This window comes from Chryseobacterium sp. AC417, assembly GCF_979258215.1.
The window spans coordinates 2609477-2634853 of the sequence record NZ_OZ409845.1 but is presented as its reverse complement, the minus strand read 5'-3'; the positions used below and the strand labels follow the sequence as shown (position 1 = coordinate 2634853).

Sequence of the window (25377 nt, the reverse complement as noted above, 5' to 3'; positions counted from 1 at the left end):
CAATGGAATTTTCATTAGTAAAAGGTGTATTTTTAAGATATATTTTAGTGCCGTTGCTGGCAGTAATTATGATGGGTATTTTAGGTGCTCTCAGAAGAAATCAGCCGGCAATAAAGATTAGAGTAATCATCATTTATATATTGCTGTGCAGCTTATGTCTTGCAATTCCCGGATTTTTCGGTTTTTCGGGAAATCTTTTTAACCCGTACTGGTATTTGATTTCTCAGGCTGTTTACTTAGGTTTTGGTATTATTCATGTCAATCTGATGCATCGTTTTTTCAGAAAACATATTCAATCATTTGGTTTGAGTGTTTTGTTTGAATCCATTCTTTCAATCACCTGTGTTCTTTTGGGATCCTATTTATTTGTTTTGATTTTTGATTGGATCAGCAAAGGGCAGGGTTATCCTGTGATGTCTGCTACAAGTGCTTTGACCTTTTTTGTTCCGATGGTATTTCACTACTGTTATATTCAGTTTATCAGTATTCCTGTTGATATTTATAAAACATGGAGATATTCTCCGGATCAGAAACCGCCTGATTTTGAAGGTGCTGATTTTGACCGATTAATGGTTTTAAATGTCGAATTGAGCAAAAATCTTGAAGATGCTAACCGATTTAGAATAAAAGCTAAAACTCTGCCGACAGGAGTTACTTTCGGTGACTGGTTTTTCCGTGTGGTAGACGATTATAACCATAAAAATCCAAAGTCTGTCATTCATTTATCGAATGCAGAAAGAGAATCTTATTACTGGATATTTTATACAAAGAAATCTTTTTTCAGCTTCAGAAAATATATTGATTTCGATCAGGATATTAGCACCAACAGTATTTCAGAAAACGAAGTGGTCATCTGTAAAAGGGTGATTCAGCATGAAGAAGAAGGAAGAAGATCATCATAACACCAAATTTTAAAAAAGTATTACTATGATACAGCCAATCAAACATTTTGCAATCAACTGGGTTGATGGGATGAAAGTTTCTCAGAGACACCTTAACGATCAGGATAATTTTTTAATAGACACCATCAGAGATGCCAATTCTTTGGCCATTACATCATATAATTACGGTTTACTGCCTATTCCGAACGAATTTACAGATAAAACAGTTTTTGATGTTCATAATACAGCAACCAACGATGTACAGCTGGTTGTCAAACATTGCAGTGCCGTTACTCTTGCCGGATACAGAATTGAACTCAGAGACAGGAGAGTGAGTGTGAAATCTCTTGCCAAATCTATGAACCTTGAGGAAGATAACATTGACGGTGAATATTATATTTTGATTTCTGTAAATCCTTTTGATAAAGTACCTTTCGGGGATATTGATCCGGAAGAAATTCCGCCAAGACATCCGAACGCTCACGCCAATTATCATATCGAATTGTTACCTGTCTCTTCACTGAACAGCAATTATTCCGGTGGAAATTACCTGGTGGTAGGAAAGGTTGATTTTAAAGGAAATATTACTCAGGTTAACACCCATTTTATTCCTCCATGTACCTCTGTACAAAGTCATCCGTCTTTGATAGATTATTACAACGGATATGCAAAATCGATTGGAAATCTTCAACAGTATGCTTTTAAAATTATTCAGAAAGCTTCTCATAAAAATCAGAATACTGCGTTGGCATTGAACGTCAAATCACTGTGTACGGTTTTGGTGAATACTTTTGGTGATATGTATTTCCAGTTCAGAAATGTTATCCCTTATCAACCGCCCGTTTTTCTGATCGAATCTTTTGCAAAACTGGCTTTAAGAATGTACAACGCAACGCAAGTTCTCGTTCCTGCAGAACTGGAGGAAATGTTGAATTACAGCTTAGAATGGAGCGAAATTGCACCTCATACGTTACTCAACCAGTTATCTACTGTAGCAGAAATCAATTACGATCATCACAATTGTGGCGAACCGCTTCTTAATATTCAGCAGATGCTGAAAAGTCTGGAAATTATTTTCTCTAAATTGAGCGAACTGGATTATATCGGTCAGCGAAAAGAAAATATCATCGTCAACGAGCAGGAAGTTTCTTCCAATACCAATCCGAAAAGAGGGTGGAGTGTTCTAGATTAATGATAACCCAATAACAAATCCCGAAAACTCAATATTTTCGGGATTTTTTGTTGTATTAAGCTTGTTTTTTTACTAGAATTTTATCGGTAGCTTTTCTGCTGAGCACTTCACGTTTCCCATCAACCTCAATCGTCACAGATCTGTCAAAATCTTCAATTTTGATGATTTTAATTTTTGTGTTCAGAAGAAGTTTCCTTTCTGTCAAATAGTTTAGAAAAGCATCGTCAGATAATGTTACAGAAGCAAAAACTACATTTTCTCCAACTTTGCAGTCGCTCAGTTTCTGCAGATCCTGAGAAATAATATTTCCGTCTTTATCGGGAATAGGTTCTCCATGAGGATCAAATTTCGGATGATCCAGAATTTCATCCATTTTATCGAAAAATATTTTTGAATGCACGTGTTCCAGCTGCTCTGCAATTTCGTGTACATTTTCCCAGCCAAAATTCATTTTCTTAACCAGAAACATTTCGGTCAGCCTGTGTTTTCTTACAACCAACGCGGCTTCTCTTCTGCCTTTCTCAGTAACTTTCAGCGGTTTATAGCTTTCGTATACAACCCAGTTTTTCTCTGAAAATTTTTTCATCATGTTGTTCACACTCGGCATTTTCACATTCAGAAATTTGCTCAATTCATTGATGGTTACTTTGCCTTCATCGTCAACTAAATGAAATAATGCTTTCAGATAATTTTCTTCTGTTAATGTCGTTTTCAAAATGTTAGATGATTTTCATGACAAATCTAACAAAATATTATGTAAAGTTGAGTCTTGTTATTTTAAGTTTTTTTAATTTTACAGAATGAAATTTTCATTTAAAAACGATTATTCTGAGGGTTGCCATCCTAAAATTCTGGAATCTCTGATGCGCTATAATCTTGATCAGCAAGCCGGTTACGGAGAAGATGAATATTCTTTAAAGGCTAAAGATTTAATCAGAAAAAAATTAGAAAATCCGGATGCTGCGGTTTATTTTGTTTCTGGAGGAACACAGGCAAATCTTATTGTCATTTCTTCAATTTTAAAACCTTATCAGTGTGTAGTTTCTGCATCTACAGGTCATATTCTAAATAATGAAACAGGAGCTATTGAAGCAACCGGACATAAAATTTTAAATGTTGAAACGCAAGACGGAAAATTAAAACCATCAGATATTCAGCCTGTTATAGACAATCACAGAAATATTCCTCACCAGGTGATGCCGAAATTGGTTTATATCTCAAATTCTACAGAGCTTGGAACCATTTATTCTAAAGGAGAAATTGAAGAACTTTCTCAATTCTGCAAAAAAAATAATCTGTATCTTTTTATGGATGGCGCGAGATTGGGACATGCTTTGACATCTGAGGTTAATGATTTATGCTTTAATGATTTAGGAAAGCTTACCGATGTTTTTTATCTTGGAGGAACAAAAAACGGTGCATTGATAGGAGAGGCGATTGTCATTAATAACCCAATTTTACAGGAAGATTTTGCATTTAATATTAAGCAAAAAGGTGCGTTGCTGGCAAAAGGACGACTGTTAGGAATTCAATTTATGGAGTTGTTGCAAAACGATTTGTATTTTAATTTGGCCAATCATGCCAATCAACAGGCAATGAAAATTAAAAAAGCTTTGTCAGATAAAGGTATAGAATTTCTTTCCCAAACATTTACTAATCAGATTTTCCCAATTCTAAACCATAAGTTGATTGAACTTCTATCTGAAAAATTTGAATTTTACATCTGGAAAAATGTGGATGAAAATTATTCGGCAATCAGATTAATCACATCTTGGAATACCAGTGACGAAGCTGTAGATGATTTTATAAAAATTATTAATAAACATTTATAAATAAAAAAAATGCAACTCTTTCAAGTTGCATTTTATGTTTAAAAAATATTATTTCAAAGCTTTTGCGATGACATTGCAGTCTGCAGTTTCTAGCTTTTGGTCATCTTTATAAGTAATTTTAGATTCATCAGCATATTTCATTTGACCATTATCATCTTTTTGATTACCAATACCTTCAATTAAATTTCCGTTTTTTTGAATAAAGAAAATATCTCTCTTACTGGTTATTCCTTCTGAAGCAAACTCGTAGGTTAATTTCAGGGTATCACCAGATTTAAAGCCGGTTAAATCACCTTTAGAGCTGTCTTTTTCACTGTTTTTATATATCATTTTTCCGGTTACCGTACCCAGATTGTCATCTACACTTACGAAAACACTGTCTTTTCCGGTTACTCCCAAATAGCAGTAAGATTTTGGTCCTAAAGTGTCGATCACAGTTTTTGTGGTATCTGCAGTCGTATCCGAATCGGTCACAGGCGTTTGTGTTTCAACTTTTTTGTTACAGTTCATCAAAATAAGTGATAGCGAACCTAATAAAATGTATTTTTTCATATTATAAATATTTTCTGTTATGTTTAACAATTCTAGTTTAATAGAATAACGTGAATGTACAAATTATTTTGCTTTTCAAATTTCACTTTATGATAAATTTTATTGCCTGTTTATTATATAATTTTCATTTTCTATTCGCTGAGCTTTTGATGGATAATATTTATCTGAATAGATTACTGCTGATCAAAAAATTAACGAAGTTAAATAAGAATTTATACACAAATCATAGCTTACAAACCTAGTTTTATAAGTTTTCAAAAAGTCCTATAATTTATATTATGTTAAATAGGATTTTTTTCTGCATTTGGTATTTTTTCTGAAAAGCATTGTTTCAATGTACCTGAGATGCATATTGACATTTTCAATTCATATTTTTTTATTAGAAATAATTTGACGATAAAATTATTGATGCAAATTCTTTTTAAAAAATTCTTCTAATTTATTAAAAGGAATTACATCAATTTTATCATACAAATCCACATGAACAGCATTTGGAATAATCACTAATTCTTTCGGCTCATTGGCGACTTTAAAAATATCTTCACTGAAATATCTTGAATGTGCATTTTCACCTGCAATCAAAAGCATTGGTCTTGGAGAAATTTCTTTTACGTATGTCAAAATTGGCATATTCATGAATGATAAAGGATTGGTCATCAACCAGGCTCCGTTAGAATTCACAGAATTCGGATGAAAACCACGAGGCGTTCTGTAATAATCGAAATATTCTTTTACAAACTGAGGTTCATCGCCATTCAGTTTTTCGGGTAAGTTTCTCGAACCATTTTCAGGTTTTCCGTTTTCGGCATCTTTCCAGCGTTGTTGGCTTAAAGCTTCCAATGTTTTTGTACGTTGTTCCAAAGTTGTTGCATCATTATAACCTTTTGACATCACTCTCGTCATATCGTATAAGCTTGTTGTGGCAACAGCTTTTACACGTTTATCAATGGCAGTTGCATTCAATGCAAAACCTCCAAATCCACAAATTCCGATGATTCCGATTTTATTTCGATCGACATTTTTTTGAAGTCCTAAAAAATCTACTGCTGCACTAAAATCTTCGGTATTGATTTCCGGTGAGGTCAAATTTCTCGGTTCTCCTCCACTTTCACCTGTATAAGACGGGTCGAATGCAATTGCTGCAAAACCTCGTTCTGCCATTTGATTGGCATACAATCCGGAAGACTGCTCTTTCACAGCTCCGAAAGGTCCGCTGATTGCCAGTGCCGATAATTTTTCAGTTCCTGCGTTTTTGGGAAGGTATAAATCACCAGAAAGTGTAATGCCGTAGCGGTTTTTAAAGCTTACTTTTTGTCGGAAAACTTTATCGCTTAATTTAAATTTATAATTTTCTGAGGTGTTCATTTTTTTTGAATTTGATTTTACATTTTGTGCAAATGATTGTCCCATCACTAGAAACAATATTGCAGTTGCCAATAATTTTTTCATGATATTTTCGATTATTTTTTATCAAATGAATATTGCTGATCTGTCACCGCTTCGTTCCAATTCACAATTCCTTTTTCGGTGTTGGGAACGATATATAGTTGTTGTAAACCTACATCAGCACTTGCTCCGTGCCAATGACGAATATTTGGCGGACATTTTACAATGCTTCCTTTTTTAATGATTTCAATGGGTTTTCCTTCGATCTGATGATAACCAATACCGTCAGTGATAATAGAATTTGTCCTGCAGGATGACTGTGCCAATTGCTTCTTGCTCCGGGTTCAAAATACACATTTCCAACTGCTGTGGTAAAAACCGGATCGCTATCCACCAGACCAATATTATAAGCATTTCCTGTAAATAAGTCGTTTGAGCCTTTTTCACCTTTTGGAAAAATAGCATTTAACTCGTTTTGATCTGTTTTCATATTTTCTTGATTTTTATTGTTACACGATGTAATTGCTGTTAATGCAAATGCAAACAGCAGTGTTTTTTTTAAATTATTTTTCATTGTATATTCATTTAATTATTTTCAAATTTTACCGTTACATTTCCCGTTCCCAAAGCTGTTGCCAGTCCCGAAACATTATCAATCTTTCCTATTTTGGAATAGGTGTAAGAAGTATCGAAACTTTCATAAAACAGAACCAGACAATTGTTGCCATACAGCATCAGATCTCCCGACTGAATATTTCCCACACTGGAAGAATTCGTAGGGAATGTTGTCGGGAAATAGTAGAATTTTTCATTGGCGTTCAGGTCACTCATATTGATGGTGAGTGGAAGCATTGCTTTGAATACCTTGGCTGTTGAATTATCGTAAAGTGTTGCTGTAAAAACAGCCGTTCCGATTGTTATTTTCATTTTTGAAGAGCTTATAGTTATTTGATTTTCGGGGTGTTCCATTTCGTCGTTTTTGCTACAGGCACAAAGATGGAAACACATTAAACTCAGGAAAAAAACACAGATAATTTTCATAATGATGATGTTTAAAATTCAATCTTTTTGATAATTTTTGCCGGGATTCCACCTACAACCGTATTGTCCGGAACGTCTTTTGAAACGACCGCTCCAGCGGCAACCACTGCATTTTCGCCTATGGTAACTCCGGGCAAAATGGTAGCATTGGCTCCGATCCACGCATTTTTTTTAATGTGAATGGATTTACCGGTTATTCCTTTTCTTTGATGCGGATTTAATGGATGATTTTCAGTGATAAGGCTCACTTTCGGACCAATCAAAACATCATCTTCAATGGTAATTCCACCCAATGCCAGAAATGTACAGTCGAAGTTGATAAAGACATTTTTGCCGATGTTAATGTGCTTTCCAAAGTTGATATAAAGCGGCGTGAAAACAGAAACATTGTGAATTTCCTTGTCTAAAATGATGCTCAGTAATTTCGAAACCTCGTCTGGATCTGAAGAATGATTCATCTTTATAAGTAATTCTTTGATTGCGAATGCTTCTTCTTGTAATCGACTGATTTGTGCATCGTCAGGAAGTACCGTTTCGCCATTCAGCAATCGCTCAAAAATGTCTTTTTGAGGTTGATCAGGTATGGAAATATAATTTGAATTTGACATCTTGAATTGATTTTAAAATCAATTACAAAGATAGTATGACCTCAAGACGAGGCAGTAACGAATATCAAACCAAAACTTAAGAAATTCAAACTTCTGTCAAACGAAATGATTTTGGATTGGTACCCGTAATTTTTTTAAAAAAGTTATTGAAATAAGTAGGATAATCAAACCCGAGTGCATAAGCAATTTCCGAAATACTCCAGTCTGTATGCTGCAACAATGCTTTCGCCTCTGTGATTATTCGCTCTGTAATATGTGAAGTTGTAGATTTTCCTGTCACTTCTTTTACAGCTCGATTCAGATAATTGATATGTACATTCAAATGTTGGGCATAATGTTGTGCAGTTCTCAGTTGAAGCGGATTTTGTGTGGTTTCAATCGGAAATTGTCTTTCCAGTAATTCCAGAAAAACGGATGATAATCTGGAAGATGCATTTTTACTTTGCTCAAAATTTTCAGAAGGCTCCATCTTTAGAGATTCGTGAATAATGAGACTGATGTAATTTCTAATCAGCTCATCTTTATACAGATAATTGCTTTCCTGTTCCGCAATCATTTTCTGAAAAATGGTATTGAGAAAATCACGTTGCTTCTCAGTAATTTTCAAAACAGGAGTTCCGCCAATCTTAAAAAATGACGATTGTTGCAGACTCTCAGAACGCTCAGAGTTTTTAAAAAATTCTGCAGAGAAAAGAATGGTATATCCTACATAAGTTGTAGATATGGTTTCCCAGGAATAAGGAATATGAGGATTTCCGAAAAATAGAATTGTCCCTTCCTGTTCGTATGTTTTATCAGAATAATGAATTTTACTTTTCCCTGTTGTAAGACAGATTTTATAAAACTCCTTTCTGCTGTAGGTACGTGTTTCTTTGCTGTCATCTTCAATTTGAAATGCCTTAAAACCCTGAAGTTTCAATTGATTATTAAACTCAGATAAAACTCTTACGACCTTTTCTTTCATTTTGCAAAGTTAAGAAATTCAAACTTCTATTTGTGTTGAAATTGCAGATTAATTAAATGACTTCCGAAATTCTAATGGAGAAATCTCAGTTTTTGATTTAAATAATTTGCTGAAAGACTGAGAATGTTCAAAACCAAGTTCATAAGCAATCTCACTCACAGAAAGAGCAGTTGTTGACAGTTTTTCTTTTGCTTTTTCAATCAGTTTTCTGTGGATGTGCTGCTGCGTGGTTTGTCCGGTTAAAGATTTTAATAAACTCCCTAAATAATTGGTAGAAATATTTAATTTTTCAGCAATAAACTGAGCCGTTGGAAGACCTTTACTTACAACGAGATTGGAGAAATATTCTTCCAAAATAACTTCTACTTTTTCTAAAATCTGGTGATTCCCTTTTTTTCTTGTAATAAACTGTCTTTGATAAAAACGCTCGCAGTAATTGAGTATAACTTCGATTTGTGAGATGATGATATTCTGAGTAAACTGATCAATTCCTGATTGATATTCCTTTTCAATGCCTTTAAAAAGTGAGATCAAAGTTTCCTCTTCTTTTTCAGATAAAAATAAAGCTTCATTCACATCATATCCGAAAAATTTGTACTTGTGAATGGTTTTTGCCAAAGGTGTATTCCAGATAAAATCAGGGTGAAAAGCGAGCAAAAATCCGGATGGTTTTACATCATATTTACTGATCACCATTTTTACGACCTGCCTTGGTGCAATAAAACACATTAAGCCTTCATCAAAATCGTACTGACTCTGCCCATAGTGAAGTTTCCCCTGAATATTTCTTTTAAAACCCATGAAATAGAGATCCTGAATCCAGCTGATTTCAGGCTCATCAATCTGGTATTCTACCAAACCGTAATCTACAAGGCTGATCAACGGATGCTGTGGTTTTGGCAATCCTGAAATTTTATGTAATTCAGAGATTGTATTGATGGTGTATAATTTTCTGTTATTCATAACTTTAAAAATTAAAGGCAACAGCAAGAAACTGTTGCCTTTACAAATTTAATAATCTGTAGATGTACTTAGCGTTTTAAAGTCAGAAATTTCATTTTGTAGTGCATTCAATTTATTCCCGGCAATTTGAAACGCGTCGGAACCTAAAACTAAATGTACCGGTGGTTTTCCATTGCTGCAAGTTCTATCAATGCCAAAGCTGCTTTTTCAGGATCACCCGGCTGATTTCCGTTGATATCTTCTTCGTGAGCAGCCTGAAGCTGTCTTGCTAGAGTATAAGAATCAATTTCATTTTTCGGTGTGCGAAGTGATCCGCCGGTAAGAAAGTCTGTTCTGAAATATCCGGGATAGACTACCGTTGCATTGATTCCGAATTCTTTGATTTCTGCTGCTAAAGCTTCTGTAAAACCTACAACAGCAAACTTGGTTGCACAATAAACACCCCATCCTGCAAAATCTCCCGTCAATCCGCCAATAGAAGCGATGTTAATAATAAATCCGCTATTTTGTTTTCTTAAATAAGACATCGATTTTCTGATCACATTCAGTGAACCGAAAACATTTGCGTCAAAATTCTGACGGCTTTCTTGGTCAGTCAATTCTTCAAGAGTTCCTAATTGCCCATACCCTGCATTATTCACTATTACATCTAATTTTCCGAATTTTTGTATCGTTGCAGAAACTGCAGTTTCTACAGAGTTTTCATTCACTAAATCAACGTCAAGCGGAAGAAACTGACTGTTTTCTTCACTGACGGCTTTTTGAAGATCTGAAATTTTTCTGGATGTTGCCGCCACAGAATGTCCTTCTGCCAATAATCTTTTTACTAAAGTTAAACCTAAACCTTTTGATGCTCCTGTCACGAACCATACTTTTTTTGTTTCCATTTTAATTGTTTTGATTGATTAATTATTACAATGCAAAGTTGGGAAATGTAGAAATTGAAATTGTGACCGAATCAAAGATTGTTGTAGCCAAAACAAAGGTTTATTCTAAATGTTTAATTATCAATTCCGGCTTACTTAAAAATTATTAAAATATTAACATCTATTTATCAATTCATCGTGATTTCTTTATTATTTTTATTCTTAAAAAAATCAGATAAAAGTTTATTTCTTTGAAAGTGCAGAAAGAATAGTTCTAGATGAACTACGAGTACAATGAAGATTTACAATAGCAAAAATTTTAAAATAATTGATGTAAAGACAGTCACAAAACTGTAAAAAAAGAAAGCGATTTTATTACATACAATTACAAAGAAAACATTTTGGTTGTCTAGAAAATCATTTTTTTTTATAATTATTTTTGTTGATGTAAAGTAATAGGCCTGCTTATTCGTCTTTATAGTTAAACGTTTTGACTATGAAAATTCCTGTTATCCACGGATATATCGACCGTAGAATTCAATTTTAGAAGTTCGGATAATACGGAGATTTCAATTGATGCTCACCAAACGGAATCGTTTAATAAAAAATCAATTTTTGAAACTTTAGAAGAAGCATCTGACTTTTTTGAAAAGGGTGATTTGGGATATTCTCCAAACAAAGAACAATTTGAAGGACTACGGCTTACTGTGTATGATTGGGAAGTTAAACCGCTTTATGTTTCCAATGTACAATCCAGTTTTTTTGAAGATGAGAACATATTTCCAAAAGGATCAGTGAAATTTGATAATGCTTTACTGATGAATAATATTGAGCATGAATAGAATACTGAAGCAAATAAATAAAATACCCTAAAAATTAACATTTAAAACCATGAAAAAACTAATTCTAAGCTCACTGATAATGGTGGCAATATCTTGCGGAACTGCAAAAACTATGACTGAAAATACTACCGAGGTTTCTACAGATTCTACCTATGGATTCACCGAAAAAAATCCTGTTAAAGTTGGAGGTGTTGGAAATGGCCCTCTCAATGAGAGAGAATATCTGAATGCTCTCACAGGTCCCAATGGCGAAAAAGTTTCTTTTGACAGACGTGGAAGCTGCTGCGAATTTAAATCTAAAAACAGCCCTTTCGGAATGGGTCTTCTCGATAAGTATGCGGTAACTTATGAAGGCAAAAAAGATACGGTAATTATTTATCTCAATATGTATGACAAAGCAAATTTACAGGCTCCGCTAGGATTTAAGATGAATTAATTGAATTCTTTATCAATGGAAACATTATTCCGCAATGCTAAAGCTTTGCGGAATTTTCTTTTAAAACTAAAGATTATATCATTCTTTGGAACAATTTCTCAAAAATAAATTCTCATTCATATCCCTTTGGTGTAAAAATAGATAGGTTACAGGCATCAACCCCATTCAATCAAAATCATCACGATATGAAATCAGAAAACATTTTAGAAAAAAGAAGCCTGCGCGGTAAAACTGTTGTGGTAACCGGCGGAAGTAGCGGAGTCGGAAAAGCAACTGTAGAAGCATTTGCTCTGGAAGGCTGTAATATCGTAATTGCAGCACGAGGACAACAAGCTTTAGACGAAACTTTACATCTTTGCAACGAACTTGAAGTGAAAGCTATTGCTGTTCCTACTGATGTATCGATCGCTGAAGATGTAGACGATCTTGTTAAAAAATCAATACTTGAATTTGGAAGAATCGACATCTGGGTAAACAATGCAGGCGTTATGGCAAGCGGAAAATTTGAAGAAATCCCGATGTCACTTCACGAGCAGGTTATCAAAACCAATCTTTTCGGATATATGCATGGTGCATACAGCGTGCTTCCGGTTTTCAAGGAACAAAATGCAGGAATTCTTATTAATAACGTGTCCATCGGCGGATTTATGCCTGCACCATACAGCGCAGTGTATTCATCTACCAAATTTGGGATTCGTGGAATGATGGAATGTCTTCAGGGTGAAATTTCAGATTTTACAGACATTCACATTGCCAATATTTACCCGCAAATTCAACGTTCGACAGGAAATGCACATTCTGCAAAGTATTCTGGCCTGGATTTTAAAGTTCCTCCATTTGCAGCCGATCCTCGTGATACAGCTGCAAAAATTGTACAGCTTGCCAAAGATCCGAAAAAAGATCTTTTCCCAGACTTTACATCAAGAGCCTTCAAAACAGTATACGGTGTATTCCCAAAAGCTGTCATCAATACAGCCTCAGCAGGAATGAGACTGATGATGAAACTGAAAAATGGCCAACCAACTTCAGGAAATATTCTGAATCCTTCATCTGAACCTCACCAGATTTATGGTGAAACGATTCTTCCTGTTCCAAGCAAAAAGACGAAATTGGCAATGGTGGCAGGAGTTACCTTAGGATTAGCGTATATGTTTTTCACTTCCAGAAAATCAGAAAATAGAGAGATCTGAAAAATTTTAATAAATGCAGTTTTTCTGATCGTTTTTTTACAAAACTCGATTGCAAACTGATTTTTAATAATTTCTTAATTTTTAATATTAAATTTGTGATCTCAGGTATTCACAAACATTTATGGATTCACAACAACAATTTTTACAAAAATCTGAAGAACTTAAACATTTATTTCTTCCTCACATTTCCACTGACACGGTAATTTTTGGTTTTGATAAAAATGAGCTGAAAGTTCTTCTTGTACAAATGACTTATCGAAAACAATGGCTTTTGCCTGGTGGTTATGTGCAGAAAGATGAAGATGTAGATGATGCGGCAAAAAGAGTTTTGAAAGAAAGAGTGGGAATTTCAGATGTTTATCTTGAAGAGTTTGCTGTTTTCGGCAAAAATCAAAGAAGCGAGTTTTACTTTGAAGATTTTGATGATACACTTTGGCATAAGCAGCGTTTTGTATCTATCGGATATTACGCTTTGTACAATCCGTATAACGCCAATCTTATTGTTGATGAGTTCAGTGATAAATCTGAATGGATTTATCTAAGCCAGCTTCCGGAGATAGAACTGGCAATGGATCATCGAGAGATTATTGAAAAAGCTTTAATGACATTGAGAGAAAGAATTGCTTATAAACCTATTGGTTATAATCTTTTACCTGAAAAATTCACTCTTTCAGAATTACAAAAACTTTACGAAACAATTTTAGGAAAAGAACTGAACAGGGGAAATTTTTACAGAAAAATTAAAAATCTGGAAATTCTTACAAAACTTGATGAGCAGCGTCGCGGTGGAGCTCACAAATCTCCAGACTTATACACTTTCAACGAAGAAAATTATAAAAAAGCTCTTGAAAACGGATTGAATAACTGGTAAGTCTGAATTTAGAAAATACAAGAGATATTCCCAATTCCAATGAGTCAAAAAAAAGAATCACAAATGAAAAAATTTTGTGATTCTTTTTTATTGTAGCATTTTATTTTTCATAAGTTTAAAACTTATGTTTCAGTCTAGTGAATGATTTTATTAAAATTTTTATAGAATAAGTTAAACGGTAACTTCTAATTTTTTTTCTTTCAATTCAAAATCATTTTCCCATTCTTCGAGTAAGCCGAGGATAGGTAATAATGCAAGTCCTTTTTCGGTAAGTCTGTACTCCACTCTCGGTGGCAATTCTTTGAATTCTTCACGGGTTAGCAAACTATCTTCTTCCATTTCTCTCAATTGATCTGTAAGAACTTTTCGCGATATTACAGAAATCCTTGCAGCAATTTCCCCGAACCTTAATGTCCTGTTTTTAATGACCAAAATAATAATGGGCTTCCATTTACTACCCAATGTCGACATTGCCTTACCAAGCGGGCAACTGCAGTGCTTAATCTTTTGTTGTCTCATAATTGGTTACTTTTAGGTTACTGGCATTAGTTACTGCTAAGTTACCAGTATTTTTTGACTTGCTGATATGTTTTTAATCCGGTGATACAAAAGTAAACTATTATTAGTTACTTTGTGTAACAATTAAGAATTTAAACATTAAAATAATTTAAAAATGATTATAGACACATTATTCACTCCGTTTACTTATAAAAATCTGAACCTTAAAAACAGATTGGTAATGGCACCCATGACCAGAGCACAATCTGATAATGGAGTTCCTACAGAGAATATAGTAGATTATTATGCAAGAAGAGCAGCATCAGATGTGGGTTTGATTTTGTCTGAAGGTACCGTTATCAATCGTCCTGCTTCAAAAAACATTCAAAACATTCCGGATTTTTATGGAACTGAAGCTTTGGAGGGATGGAAAAACGTAATTGATGCCGTACATCAAAACGGAGGTAAAATGGGACCTCAGATTTGGCATGTAGGTGACACAAGAAGTTCAGAGTCTTACCCTGAAATCCCGATGGAAAAGGCTTCGACAATGACTTTAGAAGATATTCAGGATACCATTGCCCAATTTGCTTCCTCTGCAAAGTCTGCCAAAGATTTAGGATTTGATTGTCTTGAAATTCATGGAGCTCACGGATATCTGATTGATCAGTTTTTTTGGGAAGTTACCAATACGAGAACAGATGAATACGGCGGAAAAAATATTCAGGAAAGAAGCCGTTTTGCTGTAGATGTAATTAAGGCAATCAGAGCCGCCGTAGGTGAAGACTTCACAATCATTATCCGTCTTTCTCAATGGAAGCAGCAGGATTACAAAAGCAGACTTGCGAATACACCGTCTGAAATGGAAGAATGGCTGTTACCTTTGAAGGAAGCAGGTGTAGATATATTTCATTGTTCGCAGCGTCGTTTCTGGGAACCCGAATTTGAAAGTTCTGACTTAAATTTTGCTGGTTGGGCAAAAAAAATAACAGGTCAGCCAACAATTACAGTTGGATCAGTTGGTTTAAAAGGCGATTTTATGGGTGCATTTGCAGGTGAAGGAAGTGAAAAATCTGATCTTACAGAATTGATGCGCAGATTTGAGCGTCAGGATTTTGATTTGGTGGCTGTAGGACGAGCGTTATTGGCAGATCACCAATGGGTAAGGAAAATAAAAGACGGAAGTACAGAGAAAATTTCTGATTTTTCAGCAGAAAGTCTTGGTGTTTTATATTAATTTGATTTTAATAGTTAGTAAAAGCAGTTTCATTTTTGAAACTGCTTTTTTTATTCAGATAATAAATTTGAATATATTTTTATCATTTTTGTATTACATTAGTTTTGTAAATATTTTTATCATGTTTGACATCTTATTTTTCCATATTCAGAATAAAATAAATCTTACTGAAGAGGAAAAATTTGGTCTCCAGTCTTTTTTCACCATAAAAAAACTTAGAAAAAAACAGTTTTTATTAGAGGAAGGAGATGTTTGCCAACATCTGTCTTTTGTCTGCAAAGGTTTGTTGAAATCTTATTTTGCAGATGAAAAAGGAGGCGAGAATATCAACATGTTTGCATTGGAAGGATGGTGGATCTCAGATTTTAAAAGTTTTATTAATCAGGAACCTGCAGTATTGCATATTGAGGCTGTTGAGGATACAGAATTGTTGATGATCACCTACGAAGATTATGAAAATTTAATGATCAAAATTCCTGTAATGAATCGTTATTTCAGAATTTTATATCAAAACAGTCTTGTAACGAAAGATTACAGATTATTAGTTTCAAACAGTTATTCAGCCGAAGAAAAATATCCTGCAGCTGGCGCAGAGCAATCCTGAAATTGTAAAAAGGGTTCCCCATAATCTCATCGCTTCTTATTTAGGTTTAGCCCCGGAAACAGTCAGTAGAATTCGTAAGAAAATCTTGTTGAAAGGCTGAATTAAAAAGTGATTAATTAAAAAGTTCAAAACTCATGTGTCTGATTTTGGATTGCCCTGAATCATTTAAACTCATGATATAGATCAAGCGTTTTAGATTTTCTCCTTCCTAATTTTGTAAGAGAAATTTTACAATATGGAAAATACTCAAAATATAGCATTGGTCGTTGGAGCTACCGGAATTACAGGAAGCAATCTGGTGAACGAATTAATAGCTCAAGGCTGGATAACTTACGGAATATCCAGAAATACAAACGATAACATTCACGGATTAATTTCAATTAAAGCTGATCTTTTAGATATAGAAAGCTTGAAAGCTGCATTAGAAAAAATCTCTCCGACTCATGTTTTTTTTACAACCTGGATGAGAAATGATACAGAAGAAGAAAATATTCGGGTTAACAGTGCACTAGTAAGAAATTTGCTAAATGTTTTATCTCCGAAAAAATCAGTTCAGCATGTTGCTCTGGTAACCGGATTAAAACACTATTTGGGACCATTCGAAACGTATGCAAAAGAAGGAAAACTTCCCGAAACTCCTTTACGAGAAGAGCAGCCGAGACTTCCACTGCCCAATTTTTATTATGCTCAGGAAGATGAGGTTTATGGTGCTTCAGAAAGAGATGGTTTTACATGGAGTATTCACCGTCCGCATACCGTGATTGGTTATGCAGTTGGTAACGCAATGAATATGGGAACCACTTTGGCAGTTTACGCAAGTATTTGTAAAGAAACAGGCAGAAAATTTATCTGGCCGGGATCTGCTGCACAGTGGAACGGTATTTCTGATGTCACAGATGTTAGAGTTTTAGCAAAACAATTGGTTTGGGCAGCATCAACTGAATCTGCAAAAAACAAAGCATTCAATATCACAAATGGAGATATTTTTCGATGGAAATGGCTTTGGTACAGATTGGCAGATTGGTTTGGTATTGAGGCTATAGGCTTTGAAAAAGAAATAAAACCTCTCGAAAAAGAAATGCAGAACGATGAAGAAATCTGGAAAAAAATTGTTCAGAAGTATGGGCTGAAAGAAGAGGAATTAAACCGATTGTCATCAGCTTGGCATACAGATCTGGATTTGGGAAGACCGCTCGAAGTAATGACAGACATGTCGAACAGCAGAAAAGCAGGATTTTTAGAATATCAAAGCACAGAGAAATCTTTTATTGATTTATTTGAAAAATTAAAAGAAGAAAAAATCATTCCTTAAATATTTTACTTAAAAAGAGTTGTTTTAGACAGCTCTTTTTTTTGATTGATAAAATTTGTTCCTTTGTAAAACAAACCAATTAGTATTTTATGAAAAAATCTGAACTTACACGTCAGAATATCCTTCAGAAAGCATTTGAACTAATCTACAGTCATGGTTATCAGACAACGAGTGTAGATGAAATCATTGCGACTACTCAGGTGACAAAAGGTGCATTTTATTATCATTTCAAAACGAAAGACGAAATGGGTTTGGCGATTCTCAATGAATTAATGATTCCAAGTTTCAAAAGTACTTTTATTGAGCCTTTTCAAAGTGATCAAAATCCTTTGGATACCATTTTTAAGATCATCCATTATTTATTAATGGAAAGTGAAGACTTAAAAGTTGAATATGGCTGCCCAGCCTCCAATTTTACTCAGGAAATGGCTCCATGGAATAGTGAATTTACAAAAGTTTTAAACAGACTTTCTCTGGAATGGGAAAAGGCAATGATGGATGCTGTAGAAAAAGGAAAACTCAATGGTAAAATTAAAGTTGATGTCAATGCCAAAGAAGTCGCCGTTTTCGTAATGTCAGGTTATTGGGGAGTACGTAATTTAGGAAAATTAGAAAATTCAAAGTCAGTTTATCTTATTTATTTAAAGGGACTTAGGAATTATTTGGAAACATTAAAATAATTTTTTGATTAAAAAAAATACTAGTTAGTATGTTTTTGATTTATCTTTGCTGTATAGAATTTTTTAAACAATGTATCAGACGCTTACTTTCCTGCACTCTACTTTTCGATGGTTGATTTTATTGAGTTTATTGTACTCAATTTTCAGAGCTTACAAAGGATATTTATCAAATAAAGCTTTTTCAAAAACAGATAACTCCGTAAGACACTGGTCCGCGACAATTGCTCATATTCAATTGGTTTTAGGAATTACATTATATTCTCAAAGTCCTATTATCAAATACTTTTGGAAGAATGTTGATGATGTTAGAGAGTCGTTTGATCTGCTTTTTTTCGGGTTGATTCACATTTTTCTGATGTTGATTTCAATTATTTTAATAACAATTGGTTCAGCAATTTCCAAAAGAAAAACAAACGATCAGGAGAAGTTTAAAACAATGCTGATTTACTTTTCGATTGCTCTGCTGATTATTTTCATCGCCATTCCGTGGCCCTTTTCACCTTTTGCTAACAGACCTTATTTCAGATAATTATGATTAATTTATTTAAAACTAAAATCGGACGCTTAAGAATCATTGGAATTCTTGAAGGAATTTCATTATTAACATTAATATTCATCGCAGTTCCTTTAAAATATGGATTTAATAACCCTGCTTTTGTAAAAATATTGGGACCAATTCACGGCTCGTTATTTTTGCTGTTTTTATTGATGACCTTAAGTGTGGGTGTCGAACAAAACTGGAAATTCAAAGAAACAACCTGGAAAGTACTTTTGGCATGCATCATTCCGTTCGGAACATTTTATATTGATAAAAAAATACTAAACAAATTATGAAGAATATTTTGATTTTCTGCGGAGTAATCTTGTTGATTTACATTGTTTACAGAGTTTATAAATATCAAAGTTTAGACGATGGTTTAGAAAAATTGATTAAAAACGGTGCCATAATTTTAGATGTAAGAACCAAAAAAGAATTTGAAACCGGACATATCGCTGGTTCACAGAATATTTCTTTAGGAACAATTCGTGAAAGATATATTGAACTTGATCCTGACAAAACTTACATTACAGTTTGTTCCCATGGTTTGAGAAGTGTAAAGGCTGAGCATATTTTAAAGGAAAAAGGCTTTAAAAGAGTTTACAACGGCGGTGCTTGGAGCGATTTGCAGAAAAGTCTGGATTTAAAGTAATTTGGTTAGGTTTTTGAATATTCAGAAACACACTAATCATCAAACTTTTGAAACTCATCACATTCACAAACAAAGGTATTTACTGTCCGCAGGGGAAATTTTATATTGACCCATGGCGACCTGTGGATTTTGCGGTTATTACGCACGGTCACGCCGATCATGCCCGTTGGGGAATGAAAAAATATCTTTGCCATCATTTCACGAAACCCATTTTACATCAAAGAATTTCTCCTGATATCGAATGTCAGACTTTGCAATATGGCGAAGTTTTAGATATTAATGGTGTTAAACTATCGATGCATCCTGCCGGACATATCATTGGTTCGGCTCAGATTCGTTTAGAATATAAAGGTTATGTGAGTGTAGTTTCCGGTGATTATAAAGTTCAGGATGACGGTTTGAGTACCCCATTTGAGTTTGTAAAATGTAATGAATTTGTTACAGAAAGTACTTTTGGACTTCCCATTTACAATTGGCTCGAAGTTCCGGATTTAAATAAAAGACTTCAGAATTGGGTTTTAAGAAATCAGGAAAATCAAAAAACTTCCGTTTTCATCGGCTACTCTTTGGGCAAAGCACAGCGAATTATGAAAGCAGTTGAAGGAATGGGAAAGATCCACGTTCACTACTCGATTGGAAAATTAAATAAAGCCTTTGAAGAAGTCGGTATCGTCCTTCCAGATTATGAAGTTCCGGATTTCAGAGAAAGCATTAAACACGTTGCGGGCGATATCGTTATTGTTCCGCCTGCTTTGGTAGACAGTAATGTTATTAAAAAAATTCCGGATGCGGCAACTGCGATTTGTTCCGGTTGGATGCAGGTACGTGGTGCAAGAAGATGGCGAAGTATGGATGCAGGTTTTCCCATGAGCGACCACGCCGACTGGAAAGGTCTTTTACAAGCCATAAAAGCGACCGAAGCAGAAATCGTTCACGTGACACACGGACAAACCGAAGTTTTCTCAAAATATTTAAATGAAATTGGTATTAAATCTGATGTTGTGGAAACATTGTACGGAGATGATGACGATGAAGTCATTGAAAAGGAAATTATATCAGATAAAAAAGAGGAATAATCATTATTAAGTTAATCTTCAAGGTTTTTGAAACCTTTTAGATTGGAGAGTTCCGTAGGAGGAAAATGTTTGTAGCAATAAGGTAATAATATCTTTGAGCTCCTTAGGAGCAAAGTGTTTGTTGCAATAAGGCAATAATATGTTTGAGCTCCGTAGGAGTGAAATGTTTGTAGCAATAAGGTAATAATATCTTTAAGCTCCGTAGGAGCGGCACTATATCTTATTTTCATTCATCGAATTACTTTTGAGCGGAATTTTAGCAAACTAAAAGCCATTTAAATCTGAAACGTCTGGCAAAAATTGAAAACTGAAGAAGGAAAAGCAGGCAATATAATAGAAAATTAAACAAATGAGACATTTTGCAGAACTCATCAACGCTTTGGAAAGCACCAATAAAACGAATGCTAAAATTGATGCCATCGTCGATTATCTTGAACGTGCGCCGGATGATGATAAATTGTGGTTTATTGCCTTGTTTACAGGCAAAAGACCTAAGCGAAATGTCAATACCAACTATATGAAAGAATGGGCATTGGAGATTATCCAATTGCCGTTTTGGTTGTTTCAGGAAAGTTATTCTTCTGTAGGAGACTTGGGTGAAACGATTTCTTTGATTCTTCCTCCACCAACAGAAAAAATCGAAAAAACATTGTCAGAATGGATGACAGAAATCATCAGGCTTAAAACCAAAACTGAAGCCGAGAAAAAAGAATTCGTTCTCAATTCCTGGAATGGTTTGGATTATACAGAACGTTTGATTTTCAATAAATTATTAGGCGGAAGTTTTAGAATTGGTGTTTCATCAAAGACACTGATTAATTCTTTAACCAAATTTTCCGGACAGGAAGCAAGTACATTGATGCACAGTCTGATGGGAAAATGGCAGCCGGATGAAGTTTCTTTTAATGAACTGATTTCAGCAGAAAATATCAACCCGGACAACTCTAAACCCTACCCTTTTTGCTTGGCTTATCCTTTGGAAAAAGAGTTGGAAGATTTGGGTAAGCCTGAAGAATGGCTGATCGAATATAAATGGGACGGAATTCGTGGACAAATCATCAGACGAAATGATGAAGTTTTTATTTGGTCCCGTGGTGAAGAATTGGTTACCGAACAGTTTCCTGAAATTGCCGAAACCGTTCAAAATATGAAAGGAAATTTTGTTATCGACGGAGAAATATTAGCTGTAAAAGATGGAGATGTTTTAAATTTTAATGAATTACAAAAACGTCTCAACCGTAAAACTTTAACCAAAAAAATGTTGGGTGAAATTCCGATTGAAGTTTTTGCGTATGATATTTTAGAATTGGAAGGAACTGATTTAAGAGAAAAACCCATCTCAGCCAGAAGAGCAATGTTGGAAGAGTTACTGCTGAATGAAGCTCCGGAAAATATTAAAATTTCTCAGGCAATCGAATTCGATGACTGGAATAAATTAGATTTAATCAGAGAAAATTCACGAGAAATCAACAGTGAAGGCCTGATGCTGAAACAGAAAAATTCTCATTATCATTCCGGACGAAAAAAAGGCGATTGGTGGAAATGGAAAATCAGTCCGTTGACGATTGATGCCGTTTTAATCTATGCCCAAAAAGGAAGCGGAAGACGAAGCGCCTACTATACCGATTACAGTTTTGCCGTGAAAAGTGGTGATAAACTGGTTACGATTGCCAAAGCGTATTCCGGATTGACCGACAAAGAAATTATGGAAGTCAGCAAGTTTGTCAATAAAAATGCGATCGAGAAATTTGGTCCGGTTCGTACGGTAAAAGCTGAGTTGGTTTTCGAAATTGCATTTGAAGGAATTGGTTTTAGCAACCGTCACAAAAGCGGTGTTGCACTGCGTTTCCCAAGAATTCTTAGATGGCGAAGAGACAAAACCGTGAATGATATTGATGATATTGAAGAAATTAAGAAATTGATACAGTAACGCTTGGACTCCGATCAGCGTGACAATCCTAATACTAATTGTTTTGAGAGATGTCAGTCTGAGCGGAGTAGAAGACTTTTTTAATAAAAAACAATTTGAGCAACTACGAAAATACCGAAGGCTTTAAAATCATTCAAAACTGGATGATGGAAAAAGGCAATTCCCCATTCAAATTCCAGTTAGACACCTGGAAGAAATTTGGCAGTGGCTACAGCGGTATGGTCATTGCTCCGACAGGTTTCGGGAAAACATTCTCGGTATTTTTAGCTTTAATTTCAGATTTCCTTACGTATCCCGATAAGTACAAAAAAGGTCTGAAAATGATCTGGATTACACCACTCCGTTCACTTTCAAAAGATATTGCCAAAGCAATGCAGGAAGCGATTGACGAGATTGGATTGGATTGGACAGTGGGTGTAAGAAATGGTGACACAGACCCGAAAGTCCGTCAGCAACAGGTCAAAAGTATGCCTGAAATTCTTGTCGTTACTCCTGAAAGTTTGCATTTGCTTTTAGCTCAGAAAAATAATCAGCGGTTCTTTACCAATATGCATTGCGTTGCGGTGGATGAATGGCACGAATTGTTGGGTTCAAAGCGTGGTGTGATGCTCGAATTAGGCATTTCGCAACTCGTTCATTATGTTCCAAAAATAAAGATTTGGGGAATTACTGCAACCATCGGAAATTTGGAAGAAGCAATGGATGTTCTGATTCCTTTCGATATTAAAAAAACAAAAATTACCGCTAAAGAGCAGAAAAAAATAGAAATATTATCGGTTTTTCCGGATGAAGTTGAACTTTTACCTTGGGCAGGACATCTCGGACAAAAATTAGCAGATAAAGTAGTGCCGATTATTCTGGAATCAAAATCGACAATTGTTTTTACGAATACCAGAAGTCAGAGTGAAATGTGGTATCAGCTTTTGCTGAATGCTTATCCTGATTTTGCCGGACAAATCGCTATCCATCACAGTTCGATTGATGCCCATTTGAGAATTTGGATAGAAGAAAACTTAAGCAACGGAAAACTAAAAGCCGTAGTTTCCACATCGTCTTTAGATTTGGGAATTGATTTTAAACCTGTTGATACCGTGATTCAAATTGGTTCTGCGAAAGGGGTTGCAAGATTTCTGCAGCGTGCCGGAAGAAGTGGTCACTCCCCTTTTGAAACCTCAAAAATCTTCTGTGTTCCTACCCATTCATTAGAATTAATTGAAGTTGCTGCGCTGAAGGAAGCCGTAAAACAAAAAGTGATTGAACCTCGTGAACCGCTGGTTTTATGCTTCGATGTTTTGGTTCAGTTTCTGATGACTTTGGCGGTTGGCGATGGTTTTATTCCTGATGAAGTATATGAAAGAATTAAAAAAGTGCACACTTTTCAGGAGATCAGAGATGAAGAATGGGAAGGAATGATTGATTTTCTCACCATTGGCGGAAGCGCATTGAAAAACTACGAAGAATATCATAAGGTTGTCGTGATGGAAGACGGTTTGCACAAAGTAACTTCCAGAAAAATAGCAATGCTTCATAGAATGAATATGGGCGCGATTGTAAGCGATGCGATGCTGAAAGTGAAATTTATTTCCGGCGGCTACATCGGAATGGTGGAAGAATATTTCATTTCAAGATTAAAAAAAGAAGAAAAATTTATTCTGGCCGGGCGGGTTCTGGAGGTTGCAATGATTAAAGATATGACTGTTTTTGTGCGTGCTTCCAAAGGAAAAGCGCAGGCCCCGAGTTATCTGGGCGGAAGATTGCCTTTGAGTTCAAATCTCGGGCGTTTTTTAAGAGAAAAATTATCCGGCGCATTGAATCCAAAAGCTTCTGAGAAAGAACTGAAATTTCTGCATCCACTTTTATCTAGGCAAGAAGAACGTTCTCACATTCCAAAAGAAGATGAGTTTTTGGTTGAATTGATTAAAAATCGTGAAGGCTATCATTTGTTTATGTATCCTTTTGAAGGGCGTTTGGTACACGAAGTAATGGCTGCACTGATTGCTTACCGAATTTCAAAACTGGCTCCGATTTCCTTTTCTATGGCGATGAATGACTATGGTTTTGAGTTATTTAGCGACAAAGAAATTCCGCTGAATGAAGATAATTTGGAGAAAATTTTAACAAGAGAAAATCTGATGGTCGATGTGATTTCTAGTATCAACTCGGCGGAAATGGCAAGACGAAAATTCAGAGACATTGCTGTGATTTCCGGAATGGTCGTACAGAATTTTCCCGGACAACAGCGTTCTAATAAAGCATTGCAAAGTTCTGCCGGTTTAATTTTCAAAGTGTTGGAAGATTACGATCCGAATCATTTCCTTGTGAGACAGGCTTACACAGAGGTTTTCAATATGCAGCTGCAGGAACAACGCTTGGTAGAAGCTTTCAAAAGAATTGAAAAATCTAAGATAATTCTAAAATATTCCAATAAATTTACGCCTTTAAGTTTTCCGATAAAAGTGGATAGTTTGAGACAGACATTGACGAGCGAAAATCTGGATGCGAGAATTCAAAAATTAATTAAACAATCTGGAAGAAACATTAAGGATGAGTGAAAAACTTAACCTTTTCCGATGACTTATTTATGAACATAGCGACAAAAAATATATCCATCTTAAACGATACTTTTACAATTACCAATCAACGTGCTCTCTACTGGGAAAAAGAAAAAGCATTGATTTTTTCAGATCTTCACATCGGTAAAACAGCTCACTTTCGGAAGAACGGAATTGCCTTGGCAAATCATATGATGAAAAATGATCTCGACCGATTATCTTTACTGATTGAATTTTTTCAGCCGGAACAATTTATCATCGTTGGCGATTTACTTCACGCCGGAAACAATTCTGAAGTAGATGAATTTTGCACCTGGAAAAACCAATATTCACACATCAAATTTTGTCTGGTGGAAGGAAATCACGACAGAATTTCAAAAACTCTGGAAAAGAAATTGTGTCTTGATGTAAGAAGTAAATCTGTGGAAATTGATGACATTACCTTTGTTCACGATTTCGACCGTTCGAACCCGAAGTTTCAGATTACAGGACATATTCATCCTGGATTTGTGATTAATTCTCCTGTGAAAAAGATTAAGTTGCCTTGTTTTGCTCAGACTTCCAATCAATTATTATTGCCTGCCTTCAGTGAATTTACAGGATTAGATACAAAAAACATCCCTAAAAAAGGAATGTATTTTGTTTTTACGGATTCTGAAATTTATGAAATTTAG

Annotated in this window: 28 protein-coding genes; 18 read left to right on the top strand and 10 right to left on the bottom strand. The window is 35.0% G+C overall.

The genetic code is table 11. The features are described from left to right. Window positions 1-2: 2 nt before the first annotated feature. Window positions 3-902 carry a TssN family type VI secretion system protein gene (locus tag ACZZ9T_RS12580; protein ID WP_463442375.1) on the top strand — a complete coding sequence of 300 codons (900 nt, stop codon included), beginning with the start codon at window positions 3-5 and terminating at the stop codon, window positions 900-902. Window positions 903-927: 25 nt separating this feature from the next. After that, window positions 928-2073 (top strand): hypothetical protein, encoded by a 1146-nt coding sequence (locus ACZZ9T_RS12575; protein WP_463442374.1) that lies wholly within the window; start codon window positions 928-930, stop codon window positions 2071-2073. Window positions 2074-2128: 55 nt separating this feature from the next. On the opposite strand, the gene ACZZ9T_RS12570 is transcribed toward ACZZ9T_RS12575, so the two are convergent. Next, the gene (locus ACZZ9T_RS12570) at window positions 2129-2788 is read right to left on the bottom strand and encodes a metal-dependent transcriptional regulator (RefSeq protein WP_463432632.1); all 660 of its coding nucleotides are present in this window, start codon (window positions 2786-2788) and stop codon (window positions 2129-2131) included. Window positions 2789-2873: 85 nt separating this feature from the next. Between ACZZ9T_RS12570 and ACZZ9T_RS12565 the strand changes: the two genes are divergently transcribed. Beyond that, window positions 2874-3905: a threonine aldolase family protein gene (locus ACZZ9T_RS12565; RefSeq protein WP_463442373.1), complete on the top strand. Its 1032-nt coding sequence runs from the start codon at window positions 2874-2876 to the stop codon at window positions 3903-3905. A 48-nt stretch (window positions 3906-3953) separates the two neighbouring features. Here the strand turns inward: ACZZ9T_RS12565 and ACZZ9T_RS12560 are convergent, their stop codons facing one another. The 8 genes from ACZZ9T_RS12560 to ACZZ9T_RS12525 form a co-directional block, all read right to left on the bottom strand. Then, on the bottom strand, window positions 3954-4457 hold the full coding sequence (locus ACZZ9T_RS12560; protein ID WP_463442372.1) for a hypothetical protein: 504 nt from the start codon (window positions 4455-4457) through the stop codon (window positions 3954-3956). Between the two features lie 402 nt (window positions 4458-4859). Then, window positions 4860-5906 carry an alpha/beta hydrolase gene (locus ACZZ9T_RS12555; protein WP_463442371.1) on the bottom strand — a complete coding sequence of 349 codons (1047 nt, stop codon included), beginning with the start codon at window positions 5904-5906 and terminating at the stop codon, window positions 4860-4862. A gap of 157 nt (window positions 5907-6063) precedes the next feature. Then, window positions 6064-6417, bottom strand: coding sequence for a cupin domain-containing protein (locus ACZZ9T_RS12550; protein ID WP_463442370.1), 354 nt, complete (start codon window positions 6415-6417; stop codon window positions 6064-6066). 11 nt (window positions 6418-6428) lie between these two features. Continuing rightward, entirely contained in the window at window positions 6429-6770 is a 342-nt protein-coding gene (locus tag ACZZ9T_RS12545; RefSeq protein WP_463442369.1) for a cyclophilin-like fold protein, read from the bottom strand. Between the two features lie 125 nt (window positions 6771-6895). Further along, window positions 6896-7492: a DapH/DapD/GlmU-related protein gene (locus ACZZ9T_RS12540; RefSeq protein ID WP_463442368.1), complete on the bottom strand. Its 597-nt coding sequence runs from the start codon at window positions 7490-7492 to the stop codon at window positions 6896-6898. Window positions 7493-7577: 85 nt separating this feature from the next. Continuing rightward, entirely contained in the window at window positions 7578-8456 is an 879-nt protein-coding gene (locus tag ACZZ9T_RS12535) for a helix-turn-helix domain-containing protein (protein ID WP_463442367.1), read from the bottom strand. Between the two features lie 48 nt (window positions 8457-8504). Next, window positions 8505-9419, bottom strand: coding sequence for a helix-turn-helix domain-containing protein (locus ACZZ9T_RS12530; protein ID WP_463442366.1), 915 nt, complete (start codon window positions 9417-9419; stop codon window positions 8505-8507). A gap of 149 nt (window positions 9420-9568) precedes the next feature. Continuing rightward, a complete protein-coding gene (locus ACZZ9T_RS12525; RefSeq protein WP_463442365.1) occupies window positions 9569-10306 on the bottom strand; it encodes an SDR family oxidoreductase in 738 nt (245 codons plus the stop codon). Window positions 10307-10944: 638 nt separating this feature from the next. Here ACZZ9T_RS12525 and ACZZ9T_RS12520 point away from each other — a divergent pair. The 4 genes from ACZZ9T_RS12520 to ACZZ9T_RS12505 all read left to right on the top strand — a co-directional run bounded on the left by ACZZ9T_RS12520 (window position 10945) and on the right by ACZZ9T_RS12505 (window position 13624). Beyond that, window positions 10945-11127, top strand: a complete 183-nt coding sequence (locus ACZZ9T_RS12520; RefSeq protein ID WP_463442364.1) for a hypothetical protein — start codon at window positions 10945-10947, stop codon at window positions 11125-11127. Between the two features lie 49 nt (window positions 11128-11176). Next, entirely contained in the window at window positions 11177-11563 is a 387-nt protein-coding gene (locus ACZZ9T_RS12515; RefSeq protein ID WP_463442363.1) for a 2-dehydro-3-deoxyphosphooctonate aldolase, read from the top strand. A 185-nt stretch (window positions 11564-11748) separates the two neighbouring features. Continuing rightward, the gene (locus tag ACZZ9T_RS12510) at window positions 11749-12753 is read left to right on the top strand and encodes an SDR family NAD(P)-dependent oxidoreductase (RefSeq protein WP_463442362.1); all 1005 of its coding nucleotides are present in this window, start codon (window positions 11749-11751) and stop codon (window positions 12751-12753) included. Between the two features lie 121 nt (window positions 12754-12874). Then, entirely contained in the window at window positions 12875-13624 is a 750-nt protein-coding gene (locus ACZZ9T_RS12505) for an NUDIX hydrolase (protein WP_463442361.1), read from the top strand. Between the two features lie 171 nt (window positions 13625-13795). Here ACZZ9T_RS12505 and ACZZ9T_RS12500 read toward each other — a convergent pair whose 3' ends face one another. Further along, window positions 13796-14143, bottom strand: coding sequence for a winged helix-turn-helix transcriptional regulator (locus tag ACZZ9T_RS12500; RefSeq protein ID WP_463432608.1), 348 nt, complete (start codon window positions 14141-14143; stop codon window positions 13796-13798). Between the two features lie 154 nt (window positions 14144-14297). On the opposite strand from ACZZ9T_RS12500, the gene ACZZ9T_RS12495 reads away from it, so the two are divergent. The 11 genes from ACZZ9T_RS12495 (at window position 14298) to pdeM (ending at window position 25377) form a co-directional block, all read left to right on the top strand. Then, window positions 14298-15359, top strand: a complete 1062-nt coding sequence (locus tag ACZZ9T_RS12495) for an NADH:flavin oxidoreductase (protein WP_463442360.1) — start codon at window positions 14298-14300, stop codon at window positions 15357-15359. A 121-nt stretch (window positions 15360-15480) separates the two neighbouring features. After that, the gene (locus tag ACZZ9T_RS12490) at window positions 15481-15963 is read left to right on the top strand and encodes a Crp/Fnr family transcriptional regulator (RefSeq protein ID WP_463442359.1); all 483 of its coding nucleotides are present in this window, start codon (window positions 15481-15483) and stop codon (window positions 15961-15963) included. Between the two features lie 235 nt (window positions 15964-16198). Next, a complete protein-coding gene (locus tag ACZZ9T_RS12485) occupies window positions 16199-17275 on the top strand; it encodes an SDR family oxidoreductase (RefSeq protein WP_463442358.1) in 1077 nt (358 codons plus the stop codon). A gap of 89 nt (window positions 17276-17364) precedes the next feature. Further along, window positions 17365-17955: a TetR/AcrR family transcriptional regulator gene (locus tag ACZZ9T_RS12480; RefSeq protein ID WP_463442357.1), complete on the top strand. Its 591-nt coding sequence runs from the start codon at window positions 17365-17367 to the stop codon at window positions 17953-17955. Between the two features lie 70 nt (window positions 17956-18025). Continuing rightward, a complete protein-coding gene (locus tag ACZZ9T_RS12475) occupies window positions 18026-18484 on the top strand; it encodes a hypothetical protein (protein ID WP_463442356.1) in 459 nt (152 codons plus the stop codon). 2 nt (window positions 18485-18486) lie between these two features. After that, window positions 18487-18789 carry a DUF3817 domain-containing protein gene (locus ACZZ9T_RS12470; protein ID WP_463442355.1) on the top strand — a complete coding sequence of 101 codons (303 nt, stop codon included), beginning with the start codon at window positions 18487-18489 and terminating at the stop codon, window positions 18787-18789. Continuing rightward, window positions 18786-19145, top strand: a complete 360-nt coding sequence (locus tag ACZZ9T_RS12465) for a rhodanese-like domain-containing protein (protein WP_463442354.1) — start codon at window positions 18786-18788, stop codon at window positions 19143-19145. The genes ACZZ9T_RS12470 and ACZZ9T_RS12465 overlap by 4 nt, the downstream gene beginning before the upstream one ends. A 47-nt stretch (window positions 19146-19192) precedes the next feature. Beyond that, window positions 19193-20221: a ligase-associated DNA damage response exonuclease gene (locus tag ACZZ9T_RS12460; RefSeq protein WP_463442353.1), complete on the top strand. Its 1029-nt coding sequence runs from the start codon at window positions 19193-19195 to the stop codon at window positions 20219-20221. Between the two features lie 349 nt (window positions 20222-20570). Next, window positions 20571-22151, top strand: a complete 1581-nt coding sequence (locus tag ACZZ9T_RS12455; RefSeq protein WP_463442352.1) for an ATP-dependent DNA ligase — start codon at window positions 20571-20573, stop codon at window positions 22149-22151. Between the two features lie 95 nt (window positions 22152-22246). Beyond that, the gene (locus ACZZ9T_RS12450; RefSeq protein ID WP_463442351.1) at window positions 22247-24703 is read left to right on the top strand and encodes a ligase-associated DNA damage response DEXH box helicase; all 2457 of its coding nucleotides are present in this window, start codon (window positions 22247-22249) and stop codon (window positions 24701-24703) included. A gap of 29 nt (window positions 24704-24732) precedes the next feature. Continuing rightward, window positions 24733-25377: a ligase-associated DNA damage response endonuclease PdeM gene (gene pdeM / locus ACZZ9T_RS12445; protein ID WP_463442350.1), complete on the top strand. Its 645-nt coding sequence runs from the start codon at window positions 24733-24735 to the stop codon at window positions 25375-25377.